Consider the following 19,404-nt stretch of genomic DNA (forward strand, 5'->3'; position numbering starts at 1 on the left):
TTACCCACTATATTCAAATATTAGTGGGTAATTATGATGCCGGGAAGCTCTACCCAGGTTACCCACCATCATATTATTTTAGTGGGTAACCCATCCGGATAGCACGACTGGCCGTTGCGGGATGATGATATTTACTAGGTCGATTGATCACTAGGCAGCAGCCCACTCAGCTCGCTACTTGGGACAGCGTGTTGGCGTCGCGAGCCAGAAGCCAGCGGCCGTCGGGCTGTTTGCGGTATATGGTGATCCGATGACCGGCCAGCTTCGTTGCTTCTCCGCCGGCCCGCGGGGTCACGGATATCGAGTCCCGGCACAGTGTGTAGGCAACTTCGCCGACGATCACGACCTCTTCCAACTCGCTAATGCAACGAATCCGAGATTGTTCGTGGGCGGCCGAGAAGCCGACGGGGAATCCATCCCGTCCGAACGGCGGTCGGCCCGGATTCAGAAACACGACATCGTCCGCCATCAAGGTGAGCAAGCGGACGAGATCGCCGGCGTTGACTGCATCAATCCAAGTTGTGTGTAACTCACGGATAGCTCGTTCACCAGAACCCATCTGGAACCTCCGCGGCCAAAAAAGTTAGATCACCGACAATTAGGGCGTCGACCTTCGAAGAGCATCGGTGTCGATCTTACCCAGGTGCTCGTCGCAAAATTGTCGGCTGATGACACCGCAATCAACATACGTGACGCTGAATGAAATGCCGGAAAGATTACCTTCGACGAAATTGCGACGTACCCATTCAGCACTGACGGCCCCCTAAAGCTTGACAGACCCAGGGACCGCTCGAGCAACCGCGGACGCCTTGAGCGCGGCCTCATGGCGTCCCATGGCAAACATGCCGAGTGCGGCGACGATAGCGGGAATCGCTACCAGCATGAACATGACGGGCAGGCCCAGATGCATGGCCAGCAGCACGCCGCCCACCATCGAGCCCACGATCGACCCCACCCGGCCGATGCCTAGCGCCCAGCTCACGCCGGAGACGCGGCTGGACGTCGGATAGTAGGCCGCCGCCAACGCATTGACGCCAGTCTGCGAGCCGCCCGTCCCAAGACCCGCCCCAAAGACGGCGAACACCAGCATCGGCAACGACGAAGCGACGCCGATCAGCAGAATGAACACGGTGGCAATCAGGTACGAACTTGCGAGCACCAGACAAGGATCAAGCCTGTCCATCAGGCGGCCAATCAGCACGGCGCCGACCGTGCTGCCCAAGGGCAGCGCCGCGGTGATCAGCGCAGTCCTGCCCAGCGGGACGCCGGTGCTGTTAATGACCGTCGGCAGCCAGCTGGTCAGCAGGTAATACACCAGCAGACTCATGAAGAAGGTGAGCCAGAGGCAGACAGTGCCGACGATCGCGCCTTTGCTGAAAAGGTTGCGGACCGGAGAGCCCTTGACCTTGTTCTCGGGAACCGTGAACGTCGCGTGATCGAGTGGCTCGCGCGGCGCGATGCGCAGGAGCGTGCGGGCCACCTGCGCCTGCATCCGGCCGGACAGCGCCTGATACCGGACAGACTCGGGCAGCAGCCATGCAAGAACCGGCACCAGCACCAGCGGCATTGCGCCGCCGAATGACAGCACGCCCCGCCACCCATGCACGGGAATGATCTGCGACGCGACCACGCCCCCCAATGCTCCGCCTAACGTGAAGCCACAGAACATGCTCGTCACCAATAGCGAGCGCTGTTTCTCCGGGCCGAATTCGGATGTCATCGTAATGGCCGTCGGCATGGCCCCGCCAAGGCCCAGACCGGTCAGGAATCGCAATAGTATGAGTTCCCGCAGAGAAGTCGCGTAGGCGGACCACAGACACATCGCGCCGAAAAACGCCACTGAAAGGCAGAGTATGGGCTTGCGTCCGAACCTGTCGGCGAGCGGACCGAACAGCAGCGCGCCGATCATCAGGCCAAACAGGCCGCCGCCAAACATCGGCGCCAGCTGAAGTGCGCTCAATGCCCATTGCTTCCTGATGGCAGGCGCGATGAACCCGGCGGTCGCCGTATCGAAACCATCGAACGCGACGGTCAGGAAACACAGCGCGACGATCAGAAACTGATACGTCGACAGCTTGTGCGAGTTGATGAAGTCCTGAACGTCGACCGTTCTGATCGTCGCCATGGCGTTCTCCATACCGCTGCGGCAGTCAGTTTTGAAATTCCGGAATGTCGGGTTTGGCGCCCCACATGCAAAAGCCGGTGGCGTCGAACGGGAACCGGCGAGGGCACCAGGTTGCCTCCTCGTCCGGTCTGATCAGGCGAACGCCTGTCGAATACTCGTAAGTCATTCCGTCAGGCCCCTCGAAGTAGAGAAAGATGGCGCCCGACGTCGGATGCCGCCCCGGTCCGAACCGGATCGGAATCCCCTTTTCACGCAGGATGTACCAGGCGCGCATGAGGTCGTCGATGCTTTCGACCTGATGATTGATGTGCTGAATACCGGCGAACGAGGACGGAAAGAGTGCGATCCGGTGATGCACTTCGTCGATCCTCAACAGCGGAGCAGGTCCGATCCAGTCGCTCACGCGTGCATTGCACAGCTTCGTCCAGAACATCTCGTCGCGCCGGGGATCGCTGGAGCGTAGCCCCACATGGCTGAAGCCCGTGATTCCGGCGTCGCGTGACGGAAAATAACGGCGGCCGCTGTGCAAAGCGCCGAGCACCAGTTCGATCTGATTGCCCGACGGATCCTCGAAACCGATGAAGGCACGCACGCGACGTTGATCGCACTCGTCGCGAGTACCGGCGTGTATGCGGAAACCGTTCTGCTCCAGCACGGTGCCCGCATGCTCGAGCGCCTCGTTCGCGACGACATCGAACGCGACAGTATGATCGCGTGGATCACCCTCGAAGTAGACCAGCGTGTGATCGCGCTCGTCGGAGCGCAGGTAGGCCCACCCGCCCTCGCGTCGCACCAGCTGTAGTCCGAGAATATCGGCGGCATACTTCGTCGCGGCGTCAACGTCGCGGGTACCGAGCCGAACATACCGGAGTTCGTGCAACTTGATCATGAGCGGGACCCCGCGGTTCGCCTGTCTACAAGAATAGGTGGCATTACCCCTGTGTGTGCACGATGTTCATAACAGCGAGCCAACGATCGCCACCTCCGCTTTGCCGGGTCATTCAGGCTTCAGCCAATGAGATCGGCACCGGTCGTCAAAACGATCTTCCCAAAGTGTGTGCCGGAATCGATCAGCTCGTGAGCGCCGCGAGCGTCGGCAAGCGCAAAGGTCTTGTAGACGACCGGCTTGATCCTGCCGCTCTCGACGAGCGGCCAGACCTGCCGCTCCAGTTCATTGACGATGATCGCCTTGTCCGCGGATGTGCGCGATCGCAATGTCGAGCCCATATGCGTCAGACGTTTCGTCAGCATCGGCACGAGGCTGAGATCCTTCGCCGGCCCCTTGATCACGCCGACCTGTACGATCCGTCCGTCCATCGCCGCGGCGTCATAGTTTCTGGCCACGTAGTCGCCGGCAATGATGTCGAGGATCACGTCGACGCCTCGTCCATCGGTGGACCGCTTCGTTTCGGCGACGAAATCGTCCTCGCGGTAATCAATCGCGACATCTGCGCCTAGCGCCAGGCTGGCCTCCCGATGCGCGGCCGAGCCAACCGTCGTGATGATTTTCGCGGCGCCGAATGCCTTCGCCAGCATGGTCGCCGTGGTGCCGATACCTGACGCGCCGCCGTGGATCAACACCGATTCGCCGGCAACCAGCTTGCCGCGCTGGAACAGGTTCAGCCATACCGTCATGAACGTTTCGGGCATGGCCGCCGCTTCCACCAGCGTCAGGCCCTTGGGGATATGCGTCGTGTTGTTGGCGTGCGCGACCGCGTATTCCGCGTAGCCGCCGCCGGGAATCAACGCGCACACCCGTTCGCCGATCTGGAATTGGGTCACGTCCGAGCCCACGGCAACCACCTGACCTGCCACCTCCAGCCCTGGAATGTCCGACGCTCCGGGGGGCGGATCATACAGCCCTTTGCGCTGGAAAACGTCCGGACCGTTGACGGCGGCCGCATGGATGCGAATCAGAACCTGGTCGGCGGCGGGCATCGGCACCGGACGCGTAGCGGGCACCAGGACTTCAGGACCGCCGGGCTGTTTGATCTCGATGGCCGTCATCGACGACGGCACGCGATAAGTCGAAGCAGACATGGATACCACTCCTTCAATAGATGAGGCTCGATTGATCCGGGCGGATCATTGAACGAGGAGCTCTTGCGTGCAGTGTAGGTCTCGACGACGATGAATATGTGCAGCATTATTCACGCTGTGAGATGCAAATTTGCATCAGGAGGGCAGCGCGATGAACTGGGATGACGCACGAGTGTTCCTCGCGGTGGAGCGCGAAAAAACGCTCCGTGGCGCGGCGAGGACGCTCAATCTCGATCAGGCGACGGTCGGCAGACGGATTGCGGCACTGGAGCACGCGCTACGCGCAACGCTCTTCCTGCGTACGTCCGACGGCTACGCGTTGACGACCGCGGGCGAGGCCGCGCTGACGTCGGCGGAGAAAATGGAACACTCCGCACACGAACTCGTCAGACGAACGCAAGGCACGGATACGCGGCTTGCGGGAGACGTAAGAGTCACCAGCACCGACTCGATCGCGCTTGAATTCCTGCTTCCCGCCATCGAACGCCTGCACGCTGCGCATCCCGAAGTGCGCGTCCTGCTGGACACGTCGACGCGCATGCTCAATCTGGCCAAGCGTGAAGCGGATATCGCGGTCCGGTCAGTCAGGCCGGACAATCCCGATCTGGTCGCGCGGCGCCTCGCTCGCTGGCCGATGGCGCTCTTTGCGTCGAATGCTTATCTCGAGCGGCATGGCAAGCCCGCCGCCGGCTCCGCATTCGCGGGGCACGATCTTGTCGTCTATCAGGGGAACGGGGCCGGCAATCGATCACCGATGCTTGCCGGCGAGCCGATACACGCAGGACGCATCGTATCGACCTTCAATTCGAGCCTCATGCTGCGTACCGCGGTAAAGGCCGGTATCGGCATCGGTGAGCTTCCGATACATCTGGCCGAGCGCGACGGCCTCGTGCAGATATGGCCGGAACCGGCACGGGGGGCGGTCTATGAAAACTGGCTCGTCACGCATCAAGACCTTCGGCATACCGCGCGCATCGCGGCAATGATCGATGGCATCGCCGCCGCGTTCGAGGAGCACACGCCCCACACGATTCGCAGATGATTTCGGACGCAGCCCACCGCGGCACCCTATCGCATGGCGCCTGCCAACTTGCTCATGCCCTCCGTCGCCGAGCGCCCAACAGCGGATTCCGCGTCAGCCTCTGGTGAGGTTGACTGCCACGATTTCGTATCCGGGGTCGGCTTGCTCGTTCGCCACTTTTTTCGCTTCCTCATACGAGAGAAAGGACATGGCTTCTTCAATCGCCGGGGCCATGCCGATGTCGCCATCCTCGGCAGTGCAGAGAAACTGCTCACCGGTCTTCACGACATAGACGGTCGTCATGTCTCCCTCCATTGTTTGCAGGGGAACTTCCAGTCTAGCAGGCCCGAAGGGTTGGGGGCGGCTCGTCCGGTTGAAGGGTGCGAGATCGTGCTGGACGGGCTGAGCACACTACCGCGTGCGGCTGGATCGCTTCGATCGCGACTTGAACGGCGCCAGCTCTCTGTCAGCGAGCACGTAATCGCTGCAATCATGCAAACGAGCGAAGGCAAGATCCAGGAACGCTCGCACTCGCTTGGGCTGAGCAGTTCGGCTTCCGTAATACATGTGCAAACCAATGGGCGCGCTCATATGCTGCACGAGAACGGGTTCCAGCCGTCCCGCCCGGATGTGAGGCGCTGCCGAGAAGCTCGCGAGCTGACCGATGACTTGCCCGGCGAGCACGGCTTGCAGCTCCAGCTCCGAGTCGTTCGTTGCGAACGCGGGAGACATCTGCCGATGTTCGAGCTTGCCGTCCACGGTCAAGTACCAGGGCGCCACCTTACCGGTGACGGAATGCCGGAACACGCTGCAGCGATGCGCGGCCAGTTCGTCGAGCGTCGATGGCTTGCCGTACGCTTCGAGGTAGCCGGGCGCCGCGCACATGATCATCTGGATCGGAAAGAGCTGTCGACCGATTACGCCCTCGCTGGGAGACACCCCGATCCTGAAGCCGACATCGACGCGATCCAGCACCCAGTTGCCGATACCGTCATCGAGCTGGACGTCCGGCTGGATACCGGGATGCGCTCGACAGAATTCGTCGAGCAGCGGCATCAGAATGGCGGCGAACGACGATTTCGGCCCGACGATGCGCAGCGGCCCCGCGATCTCATCCTTGGAATCCCGCGCCAGGGCGAGTGCCCTGTCCAATGCCGCCAACGCAGGCTGCGTGTTCTCCAGGAAACGTTGCCCCTCCTCGGTCAGGGCCAGGCTGCGCGTCGTCCGATGCAACAGGCGGACGCCAAGATGACGTTCCAATTGCGCGATGGTCTGACTGGCAGCCTGGGGCGTCACGCCCTGGGCCAGCGCCGCCTGCCGGATGCTGCCGAGTTCCACTGCTTTGGCGAATGTCGCGATGGCCTTGAAGTCGTTGATGGGCATGGTCGATTCTTCCGATGAAGCGCGAACGGAGCAGTCACGCAAGCGACCAGTATCAAGCTGAGCTTGATACTGGTGCAAGCCGGATTCGACTAGTCGCTTGAAACTGACGCGCCTAAAGTAACGAACGTCGGGCGATTGCCCTCGTCTATCACACCGGAGCGCATCATGAATAAGCGACAACTCGGCCGTTCGGGACTGGAGGTTTCGGCGCTTGGCCTCGGATGCATGGGGCTGAGCCACGGCTACGGCCCAGCCACCGATCGAACCACGGCCGTGGCGTTGATTCGCGGCGCCTTCGACCGCGGCGTGACCTTTTTCGATACCGCCGAAGTCTACGGGCCATATCTCAACGAGGAGGTCGTCGGGGAGGCATTGGCGCCCGTGCGCGACCAGGTGGTCATCGCCACCAAGTTCGGCTTTACCTTCGGGGACGACGGCAAGCAGCAGATTCTCAACAGCCGACCGGACCACATCCGGTGGGCTGTCGATGGCATGCTCAAGCGCCTGAAGACCGACACCATCGATTTGCTGTACCAGCACCGCGTCGACCCGGACGTGCCGATCGAGGATGTCGCCGGCACTGTCGGGGAGCTCATCCGGGCGGGCAAGGTGAAGCACTTCGGCCTGTCGGAGGCCGGCGAGCAGACCATCCGTCGGGCGCATGCCGTGCAGCCTTTGACGGCGCTCCAGAGCGAGTATTCGATGTGGTGGCGCGAGCCCGAGGACAGCATCCTGCCCACGCTGGAGGAACTCGGCATCGGCTTCGTGCCGTTCAGCCCGCTCGGCAGGGGTTTCCTCACAGGTGCGATCGACAAGAGCGCGACGTTTGGCAAGGATGACTTTCGCAGCGTCGTGCCGCGTTTCACGCCGGAGGCGCTTCAAGCGAACCAGGCACTCGTCGAGTCGATCGGGACCATCGCCAGGAACAAGGGCGTGACTTCGGCCCAGGTCGCGCTCGCATGGCTGCTTGCCCAGAAGCCGTGGATCGTGCCCATTCCCGGGACAACCAGGCTGCATCGTCTGGACGAGAACCTGGGCGCGGCGTCGGTCGAGCTGACCGGGTCCGACCTTCAGCACATCGCCGAGGCGCTCGCGAACGTCGAGATTCACGGCGACCGCTACCCGGCCGCATTGAAGGCTCGCGTCGGCCGCTGAACGCATGCCGCCATCGACATCGACACAAAGGACCCACCATGCATGACGTGACACTGAACAACGGAATGAAGATGCCCATTCTCGGCTACGGCGTGTTCCAGATCGCCGACGAGGTGGAATGCGAACGCTGCGTCGTGGACGCGGTACAGGCAGGCTACCGCCTGATCGATACCGCCGCGTCCTACAAGAACGAGGAGGCCGTCGGGCGTGGTCTCAAACGTTGCGGAGTACCGCGTGACCAGCTTTTCGTCACCAGCAAGCTGTGGGTGGAGGATGCCGGCTACGAACGTGCCCGCGTGGCCATCGACAAGTCACTGAAGCGTCTGGGCGTGGACTACCTCGATCTGTTCCTGATCCATCAACCGTTCTCGGACGTTCACGGCGCGTGGCGGGCCATGGAGGACGCGTATCGCGCCGGCAAGCTGAGGGCGATCGGGTTGAGCAACTTCCAGCCAGATCGGCTCATGGACATCGCGTGTTTCAACGAGATGACGCCCGCCGTCAACCAAATCGAAGTCAATCCCTTCCACCAGCAAGCTGAAAGCGTCGACTTCATGCGCGGACTCGGCGTGCAGCCGGAGGCCTGGGCCCCGTTCGCCGAAGGACGGAACAACCTGTTCGGGAACGAGCAACTGGTGGCGATTGCGCAACGCCACGGCAAGACCGTGGGGCAAGTCGTGATGCGATGGCTGATTCAGCGTGGCGTCGTCGCGCTCGCGAAGTCGGTGCGGAAAGAGCGGATGCAGGAAAACCTGGCTGTGTTCGACTTCGAGCTGTCCGACGCGGACATGCTGGCCGTTGCCACGCTGGAGACGGGCAAGAGCAGCTTCTTCTCCCATCGCGATCCGGCGATCGTGAAATGGATGAGCGAACGAAAACTCGGGCTCTGACGCGCAATCTGATCAGGGTTGACGTTTGCCGCGGCCACCAGCAGGTTTGCCAGCCGGCTTGCGTGAACCCGCGGCTGACTTGCTGGCGGGTTTGCTGACGGGTTTACCGCGTGGCTTTTTGCTGAGCACCTGCGTGGCGCCCGGCGCAGTTTGCGGCACTTTGGGCTTCTTGGGCTTTTTGGGTTTCTTGACGATCTGGCCCGTTGCGCTGGTTTGCGGCACGCGGTGTTCGGCTTCAAAGCCCGGCTCTTCTTCACGGGGCAGCGTTTGCCGGATCAGCGCTTCAATCGCGGCCAGTTGCGGCGCTTCATCGGCACACACGAGGGACACCGCCACGCCGCTGGCGCCCGCGCGGCCGGTACGGCCAATACGGTGCACATAGTCTTGCGCCACGATCGGCAGATCAACGTTGATCACCAGCGGCAGGTCGTCGATATCCAGCCCGCGCGCCGCCACATCGGTGGCGACCAGCATCTGTACTTCGCGCGTCTTGAAGCGCTCCAGCGCACGCAGGCGCGCGGGTTGCGGTTTGTCGCCGTGGATGGTGTCGACCGCATAGCCCGCTTCATCCAGCATGGCCGCCAGGTAATCCACGCCATTGCGGGTTTTGACGAACACCAGCGCGTGCTCCCAGTTGTTCTCGGCCACTAGGTGCATGAAGAGGTCGGGCTTGTTCCTTTTATCCACCGTCACCACCCACTGCTTGATTTTGCTGGCCGTGGCATTGGGCGGGCTGACGCTGATATTGACCGGGCCGCGCAGAATGCCCGCCGCCATGGCGCGGATATCATCGGTAAACGTGGCGGAAAACAGCAGGGTCTGGCGCTGAGCGGGCAACGCAGCAAAGACGGCGTCGAGTTCGCGCGCAAAGCCCAGATCCAGCATGCGGTCGGCTTCATCCAGCACCAGCGTTTGTACTTGATCAAACTGCACTGCGTTCTGGCGATTGAGATCCAGCAAACGGCCCGGCGTGGCAACGAGCACATCCACGCCTTTGCGTAACTTCATCATCTGCGGATTGATACTCACACCGCCGTAGGCGGCCAGAAATCGCAAGTCGAGGCCTTTGCCGTAAGCGATAAAGCTTTGCAGCACCTGTTCAGCCAGCTCACGCGTGGGCACCAGCACCAGAACACGCGCGCGATTGCTGGACACCGCCGGGCCATGCTGCGCCAGCCGTTGCAACAGCGGCAGCGCAAAACCCGCCGTTTTGCCAGTGCCGGTCTGTGCCGCGGCCATGACGTCCTTGCCACCGAGCACGGCAGGAATCGCCTTGGCCTGCACCGGCGTAGGTGTCTGGTAATTGAGGTCCTGCACATTACGCAGCAACGGATCGATCAGGCCAAGCGAGGCAAAAGACATGGACATATTCCGGGCCAAAACCGCAATTCTAGCGGTTACCGCGCCAATTGCAGCGCGCACATCAATGGCCAATGATTCCGCAGTTTCGCGCCCTTTCGTGCTCACGCCACGCCGATGAGATGGATGAGCCCGAAGCTGATCACGCCAAGGACGATGAGCGACAGGGTGACTGCTCCGGTCACCCGTGGCCCGGCTTTTGCCACGACCCGAATGTCGACGCCAAGGCCTAGCGCCGCCATCGATACCGTGGTCAGCAGGTTGGCGACGACCGCGGTCGGGTGCAGGACTGCGGTCGGGATCAATCCGGCGCTTCGAACGCCAGCCACGACGAGAAAGCCGACGATGAACCAGGGTACGAGTTGGTGAAGCGCGAGCTTTCCGGGCTTCGAACGATCGCCCGCCGTCACCTCCCGCGCAGGCTCGCCCGTTTCGTCGCGCAGTTTCGAAGCCAGAAGGGACATCAGGAGCACGACAGGGCCAAGCATCAGCACACGCACCAGCTTGACGACCGTTCCTACCTGGTTGCTGAGGGCGCCGATCGGCAACGTCGCGGCGAGAACCTGCGGCACGGCGTAAACGGTCAGTCCAGCCATGACGCCATATTGCGTCAACGACATCTGCAAAAGCGGCACGAACAGCGGCAGGACAAGCACGACGATCACGCCCAGCACGGCCGTGAAAGCGATGGACGAGGCAATGTCCTCTCCATTGGCGCCAATGACCGGAGCCACGGCGGCGATTGCGGAGTTGCCGCAGATCGAGTTGCCGCATGCGACAAGGATCGCCATGCGCTGTGGGAGTCCGCACGCCCGGCTTATGACGTAGCTTGTCGCGATCGCGACGACGACGACAACCGCAATGCCGGCAATCAGTTCCGGCCCGATGGCCAGAACCGCACGGGCGCTCACCGATGCCCCCAGAAGCACGACCGCGATTTCGAGCAACGTCTTGGCGCTGAACTCGATACCGGCACGCCAAACACTCGGCGGCGTCCAGATGCTTCGTATCACGACGCCGAGGAGGATGGCGAAAACCAACGCCTCAAGCCAGGGGCGACCGACAAGATCGATTTCGATCACCTGGAGCAGATAGGAAAGTGCCGTGACGAAAATACAAAGGCCAATGCCTGGAAGAAGGCGCGCCGACGCCGGGAGGGTTGATTGCGCTTGAGCGATGTTTTGGGCGGACATGACCATTCCTTGTTGATAGCGAAATCGTGCCCGATGGTTACTGTTTAGTCTATTTCAATATAATTGATGTTTTATTCGATTATTCTGAATGAAAATGACGCTTGATCAACTTCGGATTTTCATCGCGGTAGCCGAGCGCGAACACCTCACGCGAGCCGCCGAGGCCTTGAACCTCACCCCGTCCGCGGTAAGCGCGGCGATCCACGCTTTGGAAACCCGATACGGGGTCAACCTCTTCCATCGGATTGGCCGCCGCATCGAACTGAGCCAGACGGGGCGGCTGTTTCTCGTTGAGGCCAAAGCGACGCAACGAAGCGCGAGGCTTGCGGAACTGGCTTTGACCGAACTGGGCGGCCTTCAGCGCGGAACGCTGACCATTCAAGCCAGCCAAACCATCGCCGGCTATTGGCTTCCGCCGCTCCTGGTGGATTTCAAGGCTGCGCATCCGGCGATCGGCGTCGTGCTGCGCGAAGGCAATTCCGCCGATGTCGCGGCCGCCGTCCTCGACGGTACGGCCGACCTCGGCTTCGCGGAGGGGGCGATCGACGACCCCGCGCTGACGCTCGTGACGGTGGCGCGCGATCGTCTTGTCGTCGTGGCATCGCCCGATCATCCTTTGGCGAAACGAAGAGCGTCGCCCAAAGACCTGGCCGAAGCGACATGGATATTGCGCGAGGAGGGCTCCGGAACGCGATCCGCGTTCGAGGCCGCACTTCGTGCGCTCGACATCGATTCCGCGCGACTCACCGCGCCCCTTGAATTGCCGACCAACGAAGCCGTCTGCGTGGCGGTACGCTCTAGCACCCATCTGACGGTGGTCTCTGACTTGGTGGCTCGTCCTCACATAGATGCGGGACGTCTCGCTTTGATCGCAATCGATCTCGGCACACGCGCCTTCAGTTTGGTTCGGCACAAGGAGCGCTATCGCACCAGGGCATCCGAAGCGTTCGAGGCCCAGCTACCAGGACCGGCGGACAGCGACAGGCTCGGGAACCCGCCGACGCCACCCACTCGTTAAACGGTGCAGACGCGGAGGAGGTGTCCGGCAGGGCTCGGGATGGCGCGCCAGCCTGGGCGGATCGGCCGAGTGCTGATTCGTATGTGAGGCCAGGCTGCCATGCCGGATAACCGCCCGCCCCGAGAAAACCCTCATTTCGCACGATCTCCGCACATGCTCGCGCGATTATCGCTCGAACGCATAGGAAGAACGCTTGTTAACACCCGCCGCACCCGCCTAAGCTGCAAGCATCACCAACGAACCGCTCCCTCGATCATGAAGATTGCCGGAACCACCCGGGTGTTCTACTGCATCGCCGATCCGATCGCGCAGGTGCGCGCGCCCGAGCTGTTCAATCACGTGTTCGCCGCGCACGGCATCGATGCGGTGATGGTGCCGCTGCAGGTCGCGCCCGCGCATCTCGCGGCGACGCTCGACGCGCTGCTCGCGTCGCCGACCGTCGGCGGGATTTCGCTGTCGATTCCGCACAAGACGATGGCGGCCGGGCTCGTGTCGAACGCGACGCCGCTTGCGCGCGCGGCCGACGCGGTCAACGCGATCCGCCGCGGCGCCGACGGACGCATCGAAGGCGCGCTGTTCGACGGTCTCGGCTTCGTCCGCTCGCTCGAGCGCGTCGGCTTCGACGTCGCCTGGCGCAGCGTGCTGCTGATCGGCGCGGGCGGCGCCGCGAGCGCGCTCGCGACCGCGCTCGCGGAACGCGGCGCGAGCCGCATCGCGCTGTACGATCCCGATCACGCGAAGGCGGTGCGGGTCGCCGACGCGGTGACGCGCGCGTATCCCTCCCAATCCGGATGCCAAGCCACGAGCGTGCCGTCGAACGATCCGGCCGGCTACGATCTCGTCGTCAATGCGTCGCCGCTCGGCCTGCGCGCGGGCGATCCGCTGCCGGTGCCGGTCGAGCGGATCGAGCCGCATGCGTTCGTCTACGACATCCTGATGAAGGGGCAGCCGACACCGCTCGTGCGCGCGGCCCGCGCGCGCGGGCTCAGCGCGTCGCCGGGCTTCGACATGCTGGTGCAGCAAGCGCCGCTGTATCTCGATTTCTTCGGCTATCCCGAGCTGGCGGACGCCGCCCGGCGCGGCGATGCGGTTCTCAGGGCGCTGCTGGAGACCGAGCCGGCGACGTCCGGCCAGCACGACGAAGCGGCGCACGGCACGCCGGCCTGAGCGGAACGGAGCAGGCCGGGGCGGGCCTGAACGGACCCGAGCGGGCCGGAACCGCCACCATCGATCACACAGATGAAAACGCCCGCGCCCGGTTCAACCGGGCGCGGGCGCATGAAGCTCCCCTGACACTCACTCGTCGTCGCGCGACACCGCCACCTTGCGCTGCGCTTGCGCGGCGAGCCGCACCGGCGCATTGACCGCGCCATAGCCGTCGTAGCCGCCAACCCGCTGCGCGACCTCGACGAAGAAGCGCTCGTCGAGCGGCTCGGTGTAGAACTGGAAGAACTCGCCGCCGTTCGCATCGCGGTCGTACAGCACGCTCGTGGCGCACATGCGTTCGAGCAGCTCGTCGGCAAAGCCGTAACGCGCGGCGAGATCGTCGTAATAATTCCGGGGAATGCGCAGCAGTTTGACGCCGCGCGCGCGCAGCCGATCGGCGGCCGCGAAGATGTCTTCCGTTGCGAACGCAACGTGATTGAGCCCACTGCCCTGATACGTGCGCAACGATTGCGCCACCGCGGTATGGCGATCCGCCGACGCGTTCAGCACGACGCGCACGCTTCCGTCCTTGCTGCGCACCGCGCGGCTGCGGACGAGGCCGTACGGATCGGGCAGCAGCACCGACGCCTCCGCCTCGAGACCCAGCGCGGCCTTGAAATACAGGATCCACGCATCGAGCGCGTCGGCCGGGAGATTCATGCACACGTGATCGATCCGGGTCAGCGCGCCCGGCTCGTCCGCCGCGTCGCCGTCATGCGCGCCGGACAGATCGAAATCCGATTCGTACAGCGTCGGCTCGCCCGGCGCTTCGTCGACGAAATAATGCAGGCTGCCGTCCGGCGCGCGCACGGCCGGCACCACGCGCTCGTTCGGGCCGACGCGCCCCGAGAACGGCGCATAGCCGAACGACGTCGCGCGCTCGAACGCCTGCGCCGCATCGGCGACCCGGAACGCGGACGCGCACAGCGAAAGACCGTGCGCATGAAAGAACGCGCTCGCGAACGAATCGGCATCGGCGTTGAACACGATCGACGCGTCGCGCTGCTGATACAGCGTCACGTCCTTCGACCGATGGCGTCCGGTCGCGCGAAAGCCGATCCGCGCGAACTGCTCCATCAGCCCGGTCACCGCCGTCGAATCGACCGCGAACTCGATGAACTGAAAGCCGTTGGCGACGGGCGGCGCCGGCGGCGAGAAAAGCGGCGCGGCATCGCGCACCGGCGCGGGCAGGCGATGCGCGACCTGCTCCTCCAGATACAGCAGCGAGCGATGGCCGTCGGCGGCCGTCGCGGTCGTCGACGCCGCACGAAAACCGTCGTTGAAAATTTCGAGCGACAGCGGCCCTCGGTACCCCGAAGCAATCACGCGCTCGGCGAAACCGGTCACATCGAGCTCGCCCTGCCCCGGGAAGCAGCGATAGTGACGGCTCCATTCAAGCACGTCCATCTTCAGCACCGGCGCGTCCGCGATCTGCACGAACGCGATGCGGTCGCCCGGAATCCGCGCGATGTCGTCAAGCGGGTCGCCGATCGACAGCGTGTGGAAGCTGTCGAGAATCAGCCCGAGGCTCGGATGGTCGACCGCGTCGACGAGCCGCCACGCGTGACGATACGAGTTCACGTACCGCCCCCACGCGAGCGCCTCGTAGCCGACGCGCACGCCTTCGCGCTCGGCCAGCTCCGCGAGCCGGCCGAGCTGATCGACGATCAGCGCGTCGTCGCCGATCGTGTCCGCCGACACGCTGCTGCACACGAGCACGAGATCGGTGCCGAGCTCGTGCATCAGCTCGAACTTGCGCTGCGCGCGCTTCAGGTTGTGCACGAGCCGCTCGGCGGACACCCCCTCGAAATCGCGAAACGGCTGGAACAGCAGCACCTTCAGGCCGAGATCGTCGCAACGGCGGCGCACGTCGGCCGGCGAGCCGTCGAAGTACAGCAAATCGTTCTCGAAGATCTCGACGCCGTCGAAACCCGCGGCGGCGATCGCCGCGAGCTTGTCTTCGAGCGTGCCGCTGATCGACACGGTGGCGGTTGAGCGGAGCATCGGATGTCGTCCTGTGTGAGCGGGTTGCGGTTACGCGGCCTTGAGGCCGAGCAGCGCGCGCGCCTGCGCGGGCGTCGCGACCGGGCGCTCGTACTCGGCGCACAGCCCTGCCACGCGCGACACGAGCTGCGCGTTGCTGGCCGCGAGCGTGTCCTTGTCCCAGCGTACGTTGTCCTCGAGGCCGGTGCGGCAATGGCCGCCCATCTGCAGCGTCCAGTGATTGACCTCGAGCTGATGGCGCCCGATCCCTGCGGCGGTCCACGTCGCGTCCGGCAGCAGCGCGTTCAGCTGCGCGACCTGGAACTCGAGGATCTCGCGGCGCGCGGGCAGCGCGTTCTTCACGCCGAACACGAACTGCACGTGCACCGGCGACTTCAGCAGCCCCTGCTGCACGAGATCGACCGTGCTGTACAGCATCGCCAGATCGAAAATCTCGATCTCCGGCTTCACGTCGTGCTGAAGCATCATCGATGCGAGCGAACGGACGAAATCGGGCGGGTTCTCGTAGACGGTCGTCGGGAAGTTGACCGAGCCCGTCGCGAGCGACGCCATGTCCGGGCACAGATCGAGCATCGCGCCGCGCTGCTCGAACGAACGGCCGCGGCCGCCGGTCGAGAACTGGATGATCATGCCCGAGCAGTGCTTGCGGATGCCGTCCTGAAGATCGGCGAAACGCGCGCGGTCCGAGCTCGAGTTTTCCTGTTCGTCGCGCACGTGCAGATGCACGAGCGTCGCGCCGGCGTCGTACGCTTCATGCGTGCTTTCGATCTGCTCGGCGATCGAGATCGGCACGGCCGGGTTGTCCTTCTTGCGCGGCACGGAACCGGTGATGGCGACGGTGATGATGCAGGGTGCGTTCATGGCGATGACCTGATGACTGAAAGGAAGACGGGACGCGACTTGCGTCGCGCGCTGTTCAATACGCTGTCCGGGCGGGGAGCCGGCTTCTCATCGCGTCTTCATCGTCGCGGCGACGATGACCGACAGCAGGCAGCCGACCGCGAGATACGCGGCGACCGGATGCCACGAGCCGCCGGCGAGGCCGACGAGGCCGACCGCGATGAACGGCGTGAACCCGCCGCCGACCACGCTCGCGACCTGATAGCCGACGCCCGCGCCGCTGTAGCGGTATTCGGCGCCGAACAGCTCGGTGAACATCGGCTGCTGCACGCTGACGACCATGTCGTGCGCGACGTTCGCGAGCAGCACCGAGAAAACCACGATCCATCCGATCGACCGCGCGTCGAGCGCGACGAAGAACGGCACCGCGCTCAGCAGGCCGATGATCGCGCCGGTGATGTAGATGCGACGGCGTCCGAAACGATCGGCGAGCGCCGCGAAACACGGAATCGTCACGATGCTGACCGCGCCGACGAGCAGCCCGATGTTCAGAAACAGATCGCGCGACATCCCGAGGTTGGTCGTCGAGTAGCTGAGCGCGAACGCGGTGACGATGTACATCGTGAACAGCTCGGCGAGGCGCAGCGCGATGATCAGCAGGAACGCCTTCGGATGGCGAAGCAACGCTTCGAGCACCGGCAGCCGCACCTTCTTGTGCGCATGCTCGACCCGCTCGACGAACTCCGTCGACTCGTCCATGCTCTTGCGCACCCACAGGCCGATCGCGACGAGCACGATGCTGAACACGAACGGCAGACGCCAGCCCCACGACTTGAACGCCGCGTCGCCGAGCGTGTGGCTCAGGATCGACACGATGCCGGTCGACAGCACGAGCCCGACGCCATAGCCGACCTGCACGCCGCTGCTATAGAACGCCTTCTTCGCCTTCGGCGCGCTTTCGACCGCCATCAGCGCCGCGCCGCCCCATTCGCCGCCGACCGCGAAACCCTGCAGCGCGCGCATCAGCACGAGCAGCACCGGCGCCCACCAGCCGATCGTCGCGAAGGTCGGCAGAAAGCCGATCGCGACCGTCGACAGCCCCATCATCATCACGGTCAGCACGAGCATCCGCTTGCGGCCGAGGCGGTCGCCGTAGTGGCCGAACACGACGCCGCCGAGCGGACGGAACAGGAAGCCGACGCCGAACGTCGCGAACGCGGCGAGCGTGCCCATCGTCGGGCTGACCTTCGGGAAGAACGCGGCGTTGAACACGAGCGCGGCGACGATCCCGTACAGCAGGAAGTCGTACCAGTCGACGACCGCGCCGACGAAGCTGCCGATCGCGGCCTTGCGGGCCTGGTTGCGCACGCGGCCCGTCGGGAGCGCGTCGAGGTTGTCTAGGGCTTGGGTCATGGTGTCGGATGTCTCCTGTTGCGCGGCCAGGGTGGCGGCCGTGCAGTTCTCGGTCCAGATTCAACGTTCTGGCTGGTGAACGGAGCATAGGGCGTGGATTGTGTGGGAACAATCATGCTTCGCGCGGCATCGTGCGATTGCCGCTCAGCTTCGTGCGATCAGCGCACGCATTGCGGGTTTGCACTAGGACGGGGGGAGGAATGGGGGACAGGGGTCAGGAAGCCGTCGTGAAGCGGGGCCGGTCGTTGTTCGTCATCCCAGATCGCGCCGGAAGCGCTGGCGCTGCGTGGCGTCGGCGATGCAGGCCTCGACCAGACGATAGAACTCGTCGAGGTTCGCGGCGCGCCGGGCTTCGCGCCTGGCGATCACCTTCGCGATCGGGCCCAGGTAGACCGCCAGTTTCATCGCCGTTGCGTCGATGCTCGCCTGGTCGATTTCGCCCGCGGTCGTCATGCCGGCGGCCGATTCGCGCGCGGTGCGCTGCGTCGCGACCGATTCGCCAGCAGGAAAGGACAGCGAAGACGATGAGGACGACGTCGCCATCGAAGCCCCCGATGTGCCGGACGTGAGCCGCGCCAGGATCCGCTCGAACTCGCTGCGCGTCGATTGGTTCGTCAGGCTCGACAGCAGTTGCTCGGTGAGCGTGCCCAGGTCGACCGCCTGCGCGGCCGCCCGCCGTACCAGCAGGCTCGCGAGCGGACCGATGTGCGTGGCGAGTTGCCGTTCGATGCGCTCGAGCAGTTCGGGTGGCCAGATTTGACCCGCCGGCGCCGCATGCGTATCGGTCGTCGTGCCAATCCCCGCCGGCTCCGCGAACGCCGCGCCACTCGCCGCCACGATGGTCCGGTCGTCGTCGACCTGCGATGCGCCCGCCATCAGCGCACGTAAGTCCGCGAGCCATTGCGCCGCCGACGCGAAGCGGTCGCCGGGCCGCTTGGCCAGCGCCTTCTCGACCATCGCGTCGATGGCCGGCGGGAGCGAGCGCACGATCCCGGACGGCCGGGCCGGCATCTCGTTCATGATCTGCCGCATGACGACGGCGGCCGAACCGACGAACGGCTGCCGGCCGGTGAGCATCCGGTACAGCACGACACCGGCCGAGAACAGATCCGAACGCGCATCCACCGATTCGCCCGCGAACTGCTCGGGCGACATGAAGCTCGGCGTGCCGATGATCGAGCCGAACGACGTCGCCGACGCGCCGATGCGCGCGACGCCGAAATCCGCGACCTTGAGCAGCCCGCGCGCGGTGACGAGCAGGTTCGCCGGCTTGATGTCGCGATGCACGACACCGGCCTCGTGCGCATACGCGAGCGCGGCGAGCAATTGCGCGAGCCAGTCGAGCGCGGTGGCGAGCGGCGGCACGTGGCCGGGCGGAAGCAGCGCGTCGAGCCCGTTTCCGGCGACGTACTCCATCACGATGTAAGCGGTGTCGCCGTCCTCGCCGAAGTCGTGGATCGTCACGATGTTCGGATGCGCGAGCCGTCCCGCCGCGCGCGCCTCGTTGCGAAAGCGCTGGAGCACGTCGCTATCGGCGTCGCCTTCGTTCGCGAGCAGCTCCCGGCGTACCGTCTTGATGGCGACGGGCCTTTCGATGTGCGGATCGAAAGCGAGATAGACGACACCCATGGCCCCGGTGCCCAGTACGCGATCGATCCGGTATTTGCCGATCTGCGATCGCGTCGCTTCGTTCGTCATGTCGATGTCCTTTCGCGGCCCGGTTCACCTCGTTCCGGCGTCCGATATGGCGATGCGCG

At 64.3% G+C, this 19,404-nt stretch carries 17 protein-coding genes; 5 read left to right on the forward strand and 12 right to left on the reverse strand.

What is annotated here, in order from left to right; genetic code table 11:
* Positions 1 to 166: 166 nt before the first annotated feature.
* From HZI36_RS04205 to HZI36_RS04220, 4 genes are all read right to left on the reverse strand, one after another.
* Positions 167 to 559: a YybH family protein gene (locus HZI36_RS04205; protein ID WP_179401383.1), complete on the reverse strand. Its 393-nt coding sequence runs from the start codon at positions 557 to 559 to the stop codon at positions 167 to 169.
* A 204-nt stretch (positions 560 to 763) separates the two neighbouring features.
* Positions 764 to 2,125: an MFS transporter gene (locus HZI36_RS04210; protein WP_179401384.1), complete on the reverse strand. Its 1,362-nt coding sequence runs from the start codon at positions 2,123 to 2,125 to the stop codon at positions 764 to 766.
* Between the two features lie 25 nt (positions 2,126 to 2,150).
* Positions 2,151 to 3,014: a VOC family protein gene (locus tag HZI36_RS04215; protein WP_179401385.1), complete on the reverse strand. Its 864-nt coding sequence runs from the start codon at positions 3,012 to 3,014 to the stop codon at positions 2,151 to 2,153.
* A 119-nt stretch (positions 3,015 to 3,133) separates the two neighbouring features.
* The gene (locus tag HZI36_RS04220; RefSeq protein ID WP_179401386.1) at positions 3,134 to 4,165 is read right to left on the reverse strand and encodes an NAD(P)H-quinone oxidoreductase; all 1,032 of its coding nucleotides are present in this window, start codon (positions 4,163 to 4,165) and stop codon (positions 3,134 to 3,136) included.
* A 151-nt stretch (positions 4,166 to 4,316) separates the two neighbouring features.
* On the opposite strand from HZI36_RS04220, the gene HZI36_RS04225 reads away from it, so the two are divergent.
* On the forward strand, positions 4,317 to 5,207 hold the full coding sequence (locus HZI36_RS04225) for a LysR family transcriptional regulator (RefSeq protein ID WP_179401387.1): 891 nt from the start codon (positions 4,317 to 4,319) through the stop codon (positions 5,205 to 5,207).
* Positions 5,208 to 5,300: 93 nt separating this feature from the next.
* Here the strand turns inward: HZI36_RS04225 and HZI36_RS04230 are convergent, their stop codons facing one another.
* Positions 5,301 to 5,489 carry a hypothetical protein gene (locus tag HZI36_RS04230; RefSeq protein ID WP_179401388.1) on the reverse strand — a complete coding sequence of 63 codons (189 nt, stop codon included), beginning with the start codon at positions 5,487 to 5,489 and terminating at the stop codon, positions 5,301 to 5,303.
* Positions 5,490 to 5,597: 108 nt separating this feature from the next.
* Complete coding sequence (locus HZI36_RS04235) at positions 5,598 to 6,569, reverse strand: LysR family transcriptional regulator (protein ID WP_179401389.1); 972 nt, start codon at positions 6,567 to 6,569, stop codon at positions 5,598 to 5,600.
* A 165-nt stretch (positions 6,570 to 6,734) separates the two neighbouring features.
* On the opposite strand from HZI36_RS04235, the gene HZI36_RS04240 reads away from it, so the two are divergent.
* Positions 6,735 to 7,724 carry an aldo/keto reductase gene (locus HZI36_RS04240; RefSeq protein ID WP_179401390.1) on the forward strand — a complete coding sequence of 330 codons (990 nt, stop codon included), beginning with the start codon at positions 6,735 to 6,737 and terminating at the stop codon, positions 7,722 to 7,724.
* Positions 7,725 to 7,762: 38 nt separating this feature from the next.
* A complete protein-coding gene (locus tag HZI36_RS04245) occupies positions 7,763 to 8,614 on the forward strand; it encodes an aldo/keto reductase (RefSeq protein WP_179401391.1) in 852 nt (283 codons plus the stop codon).
* A gap of 12 nt (positions 8,615 to 8,626) precedes the next feature.
* Here the strand turns inward: HZI36_RS04245 and HZI36_RS04250 are convergent, their stop codons facing one another.
* Entirely contained in the window at positions 8,627 to 9,976 is a 1,350-nt protein-coding gene (locus HZI36_RS04250) for a DEAD/DEAH box helicase (protein WP_179401392.1), read from the reverse strand.
* A 101-nt stretch (positions 9,977 to 10,077) separates the two neighbouring features.
* Positions 10,078 to 11,166 carry a YeiH family protein gene (locus tag HZI36_RS04255; RefSeq protein WP_218883630.1) on the reverse strand — a complete coding sequence of 363 codons (1,089 nt, stop codon included), beginning with the start codon at positions 11,164 to 11,166 and terminating at the stop codon, positions 10,078 to 10,080.
* Positions 11,167 to 11,254: 88 nt separating this feature from the next.
* Here HZI36_RS04255 and HZI36_RS04260 point away from each other — a divergent pair, with 88 nt between their 5' ends.
* Both HZI36_RS04260 and HZI36_RS04265 read left to right on the forward strand, forming a co-directional pair.
* Complete coding sequence (locus HZI36_RS04260) at positions 11,255 to 12,184, forward strand: LysR family transcriptional regulator (RefSeq protein WP_218883633.1); 930 nt, start codon at positions 11,255 to 11,257, stop codon at positions 12,182 to 12,184.
* 255 nt (positions 12,185 to 12,439) lie between these two features.
* Complete coding sequence (locus tag HZI36_RS04265) at positions 12,440 to 13,351, forward strand: shikimate dehydrogenase family protein (RefSeq protein WP_179401394.1); 912 nt, start codon at positions 12,440 to 12,442, stop codon at positions 13,349 to 13,351.
* Between the two features lie 129 nt (positions 13,352 to 13,480).
* On the opposite strand, the gene HZI36_RS04270 is transcribed toward HZI36_RS04265, so the two are convergent.
* The 4 genes from HZI36_RS04270 to HZI36_RS04285 form a co-directional block, all read right to left on the reverse strand.
* Positions 13,481 to 15,394: a bifunctional sugar phosphate isomerase/epimerase/4-hydroxyphenylpyruvate dioxygenase family protein gene (locus HZI36_RS04270; RefSeq protein ID WP_179401395.1), complete on the reverse strand. Its 1,914-nt coding sequence runs from the start codon at positions 15,392 to 15,394 to the stop codon at positions 13,481 to 13,483.
* A gap of 30 nt (positions 15,395 to 15,424) precedes the next feature.
* On the reverse strand, positions 15,425 to 16,255 hold the full coding sequence (locus HZI36_RS04275; protein WP_179401396.1) for a 3-oxoadipate:acetyl-CoA acetyltransferase: 831 nt from the start codon (positions 16,253 to 16,255) through the stop codon (positions 15,425 to 15,427).
* An 87-nt stretch (positions 16,256 to 16,342) separates the two neighbouring features.
* Entirely contained in the window at positions 16,343 to 17,647 is a 1,305-nt protein-coding gene (gene shiA / locus HZI36_RS04280; protein WP_179401397.1) for a shikimate transporter, read from the reverse strand.
* Positions 17,648 to 17,899: 252 nt separating this feature from the next.
* Positions 17,900 to 19,345 (reverse strand): serine/threonine-protein kinase, encoded by a 1,446-nt coding sequence (locus tag HZI36_RS04285; RefSeq protein WP_179401398.1) that lies wholly within the window; start codon positions 19,343 to 19,345, stop codon positions 17,900 to 17,902.
* Positions 19,346 to 19,404: the final 59 nt, after the last annotated feature.

It is taken from the genome of Burkholderia guangdongensis (assembly GCF_013403875.1).
In the GTDB taxonomy this organism is placed as follows: Bacteria; Pseudomonadota; Gammaproteobacteria; order Burkholderiales; family Burkholderiaceae; genus Burkholderia; species Burkholderia guangdongensis.

What these genes read in the sequence shown, in the direction of transcription:
- HZI36_RS04205 (WP_179401383.1), bottom strand. Translation starts at nt 559, where the DNA reads ATGGGTTCTGGTGAACGAGCTATCCGTGAGTTACACACAACTTGGATT.
- HZI36_RS04210 (WP_179401384.1), bottom strand. Translation starts at nt 2,125, where the DNA reads ATGGCGACGATCAGAACGGTCGACGTTCAGGACTTCATCAACTCGCAC.
- HZI36_RS04215 (WP_179401385.1), bottom strand. Translation starts at nt 3,014, where the DNA reads ATGATCAAGTTGCACGAACTCCGGTATGTTCGGCTCGGTACCCGCGAC.
- HZI36_RS04220 (WP_179401386.1), bottom strand. Translation starts at nt 4,165, where the DNA reads ATGTCTGCTTCGACTTATCGCGTGCCGTCGTCGATGACGGCCATCGAG.
- HZI36_RS04225 (WP_179401387.1), top strand. Translation starts at nt 4,317, where the DNA reads ATGAACTGGGATGACGCACGAGTGTTCCTCGCGGTGGAGCGCGAAAAA.
- HZI36_RS04230 (WP_179401388.1), bottom strand. Translation starts at nt 5,489, where the DNA reads ATGACGACCGTCTATGTCGTGAAGACCGGTGAGCAGTTTCTCTGCACT.
- HZI36_RS04235 (WP_179401389.1), bottom strand. Translation starts at nt 6,569, where the DNA reads ATGCCCATCAACGACTTCAAGGCCATCGCGACATTCGCCAAAGCAGTG.
- HZI36_RS04240 (WP_179401390.1), top strand. Translation starts at nt 6,735, where the DNA reads ATGAATAAGCGACAACTCGGCCGTTCGGGACTGGAGGTTTCGGCGCTT.
- HZI36_RS04245 (WP_179401391.1), top strand. Translation starts at nt 7,763, where the DNA reads ATGCATGACGTGACACTGAACAACGGAATGAAGATGCCCATTCTCGGC.
- HZI36_RS04250 (WP_179401392.1), bottom strand. Translation starts at nt 9,976, where the DNA reads ATGTCTTTTGCCTCGCTTGGCCTGATCGATCCGTTGCTGCGTAATGTG.
- HZI36_RS04255 (WP_218883630.1), bottom strand. Translation starts at nt 11,166, where the DNA reads ATGTCCGCCCAAAACATCGCTCAAGCGCAATCAACCCTCCCGGCGTCG.
- HZI36_RS04260 (WP_218883633.1), top strand. Translation starts at nt 11,255, where the DNA reads ATGAAAATGACGCTTGATCAACTTCGGATTTTCATCGCGGTAGCCGAG.
- HZI36_RS04265 (WP_179401394.1), top strand. Translation starts at nt 12,440, where the DNA reads ATGAAGATTGCCGGAACCACCCGGGTGTTCTACTGCATCGCCGATCCG.
- HZI36_RS04270 (WP_179401395.1), bottom strand. Translation starts at nt 15,394, where the DNA reads ATGCTCCGCTCAACCGCCACCGTGTCGATCAGCGGCACGCTCGAAGAC.
- HZI36_RS04275 (WP_179401396.1), bottom strand. Translation starts at nt 16,255, where the DNA reads ATGAACGCACCCTGCATCATCACCGTCGCCATCACCGGTTCCGTGCCG.
- shiA (WP_179401397.1), bottom strand. Translation starts at nt 17,647, where the DNA reads ATGACCCAAGCCCTAGACAACCTCGACGCGCTCCCGACGGGCCGCGTG.
- HZI36_RS04285 (WP_179401398.1), bottom strand. Translation starts at nt 19,345, where the DNA reads ATGACGAACGAAGCGACGCGATCGCAGATCGGCAAATACCGGATCGAT.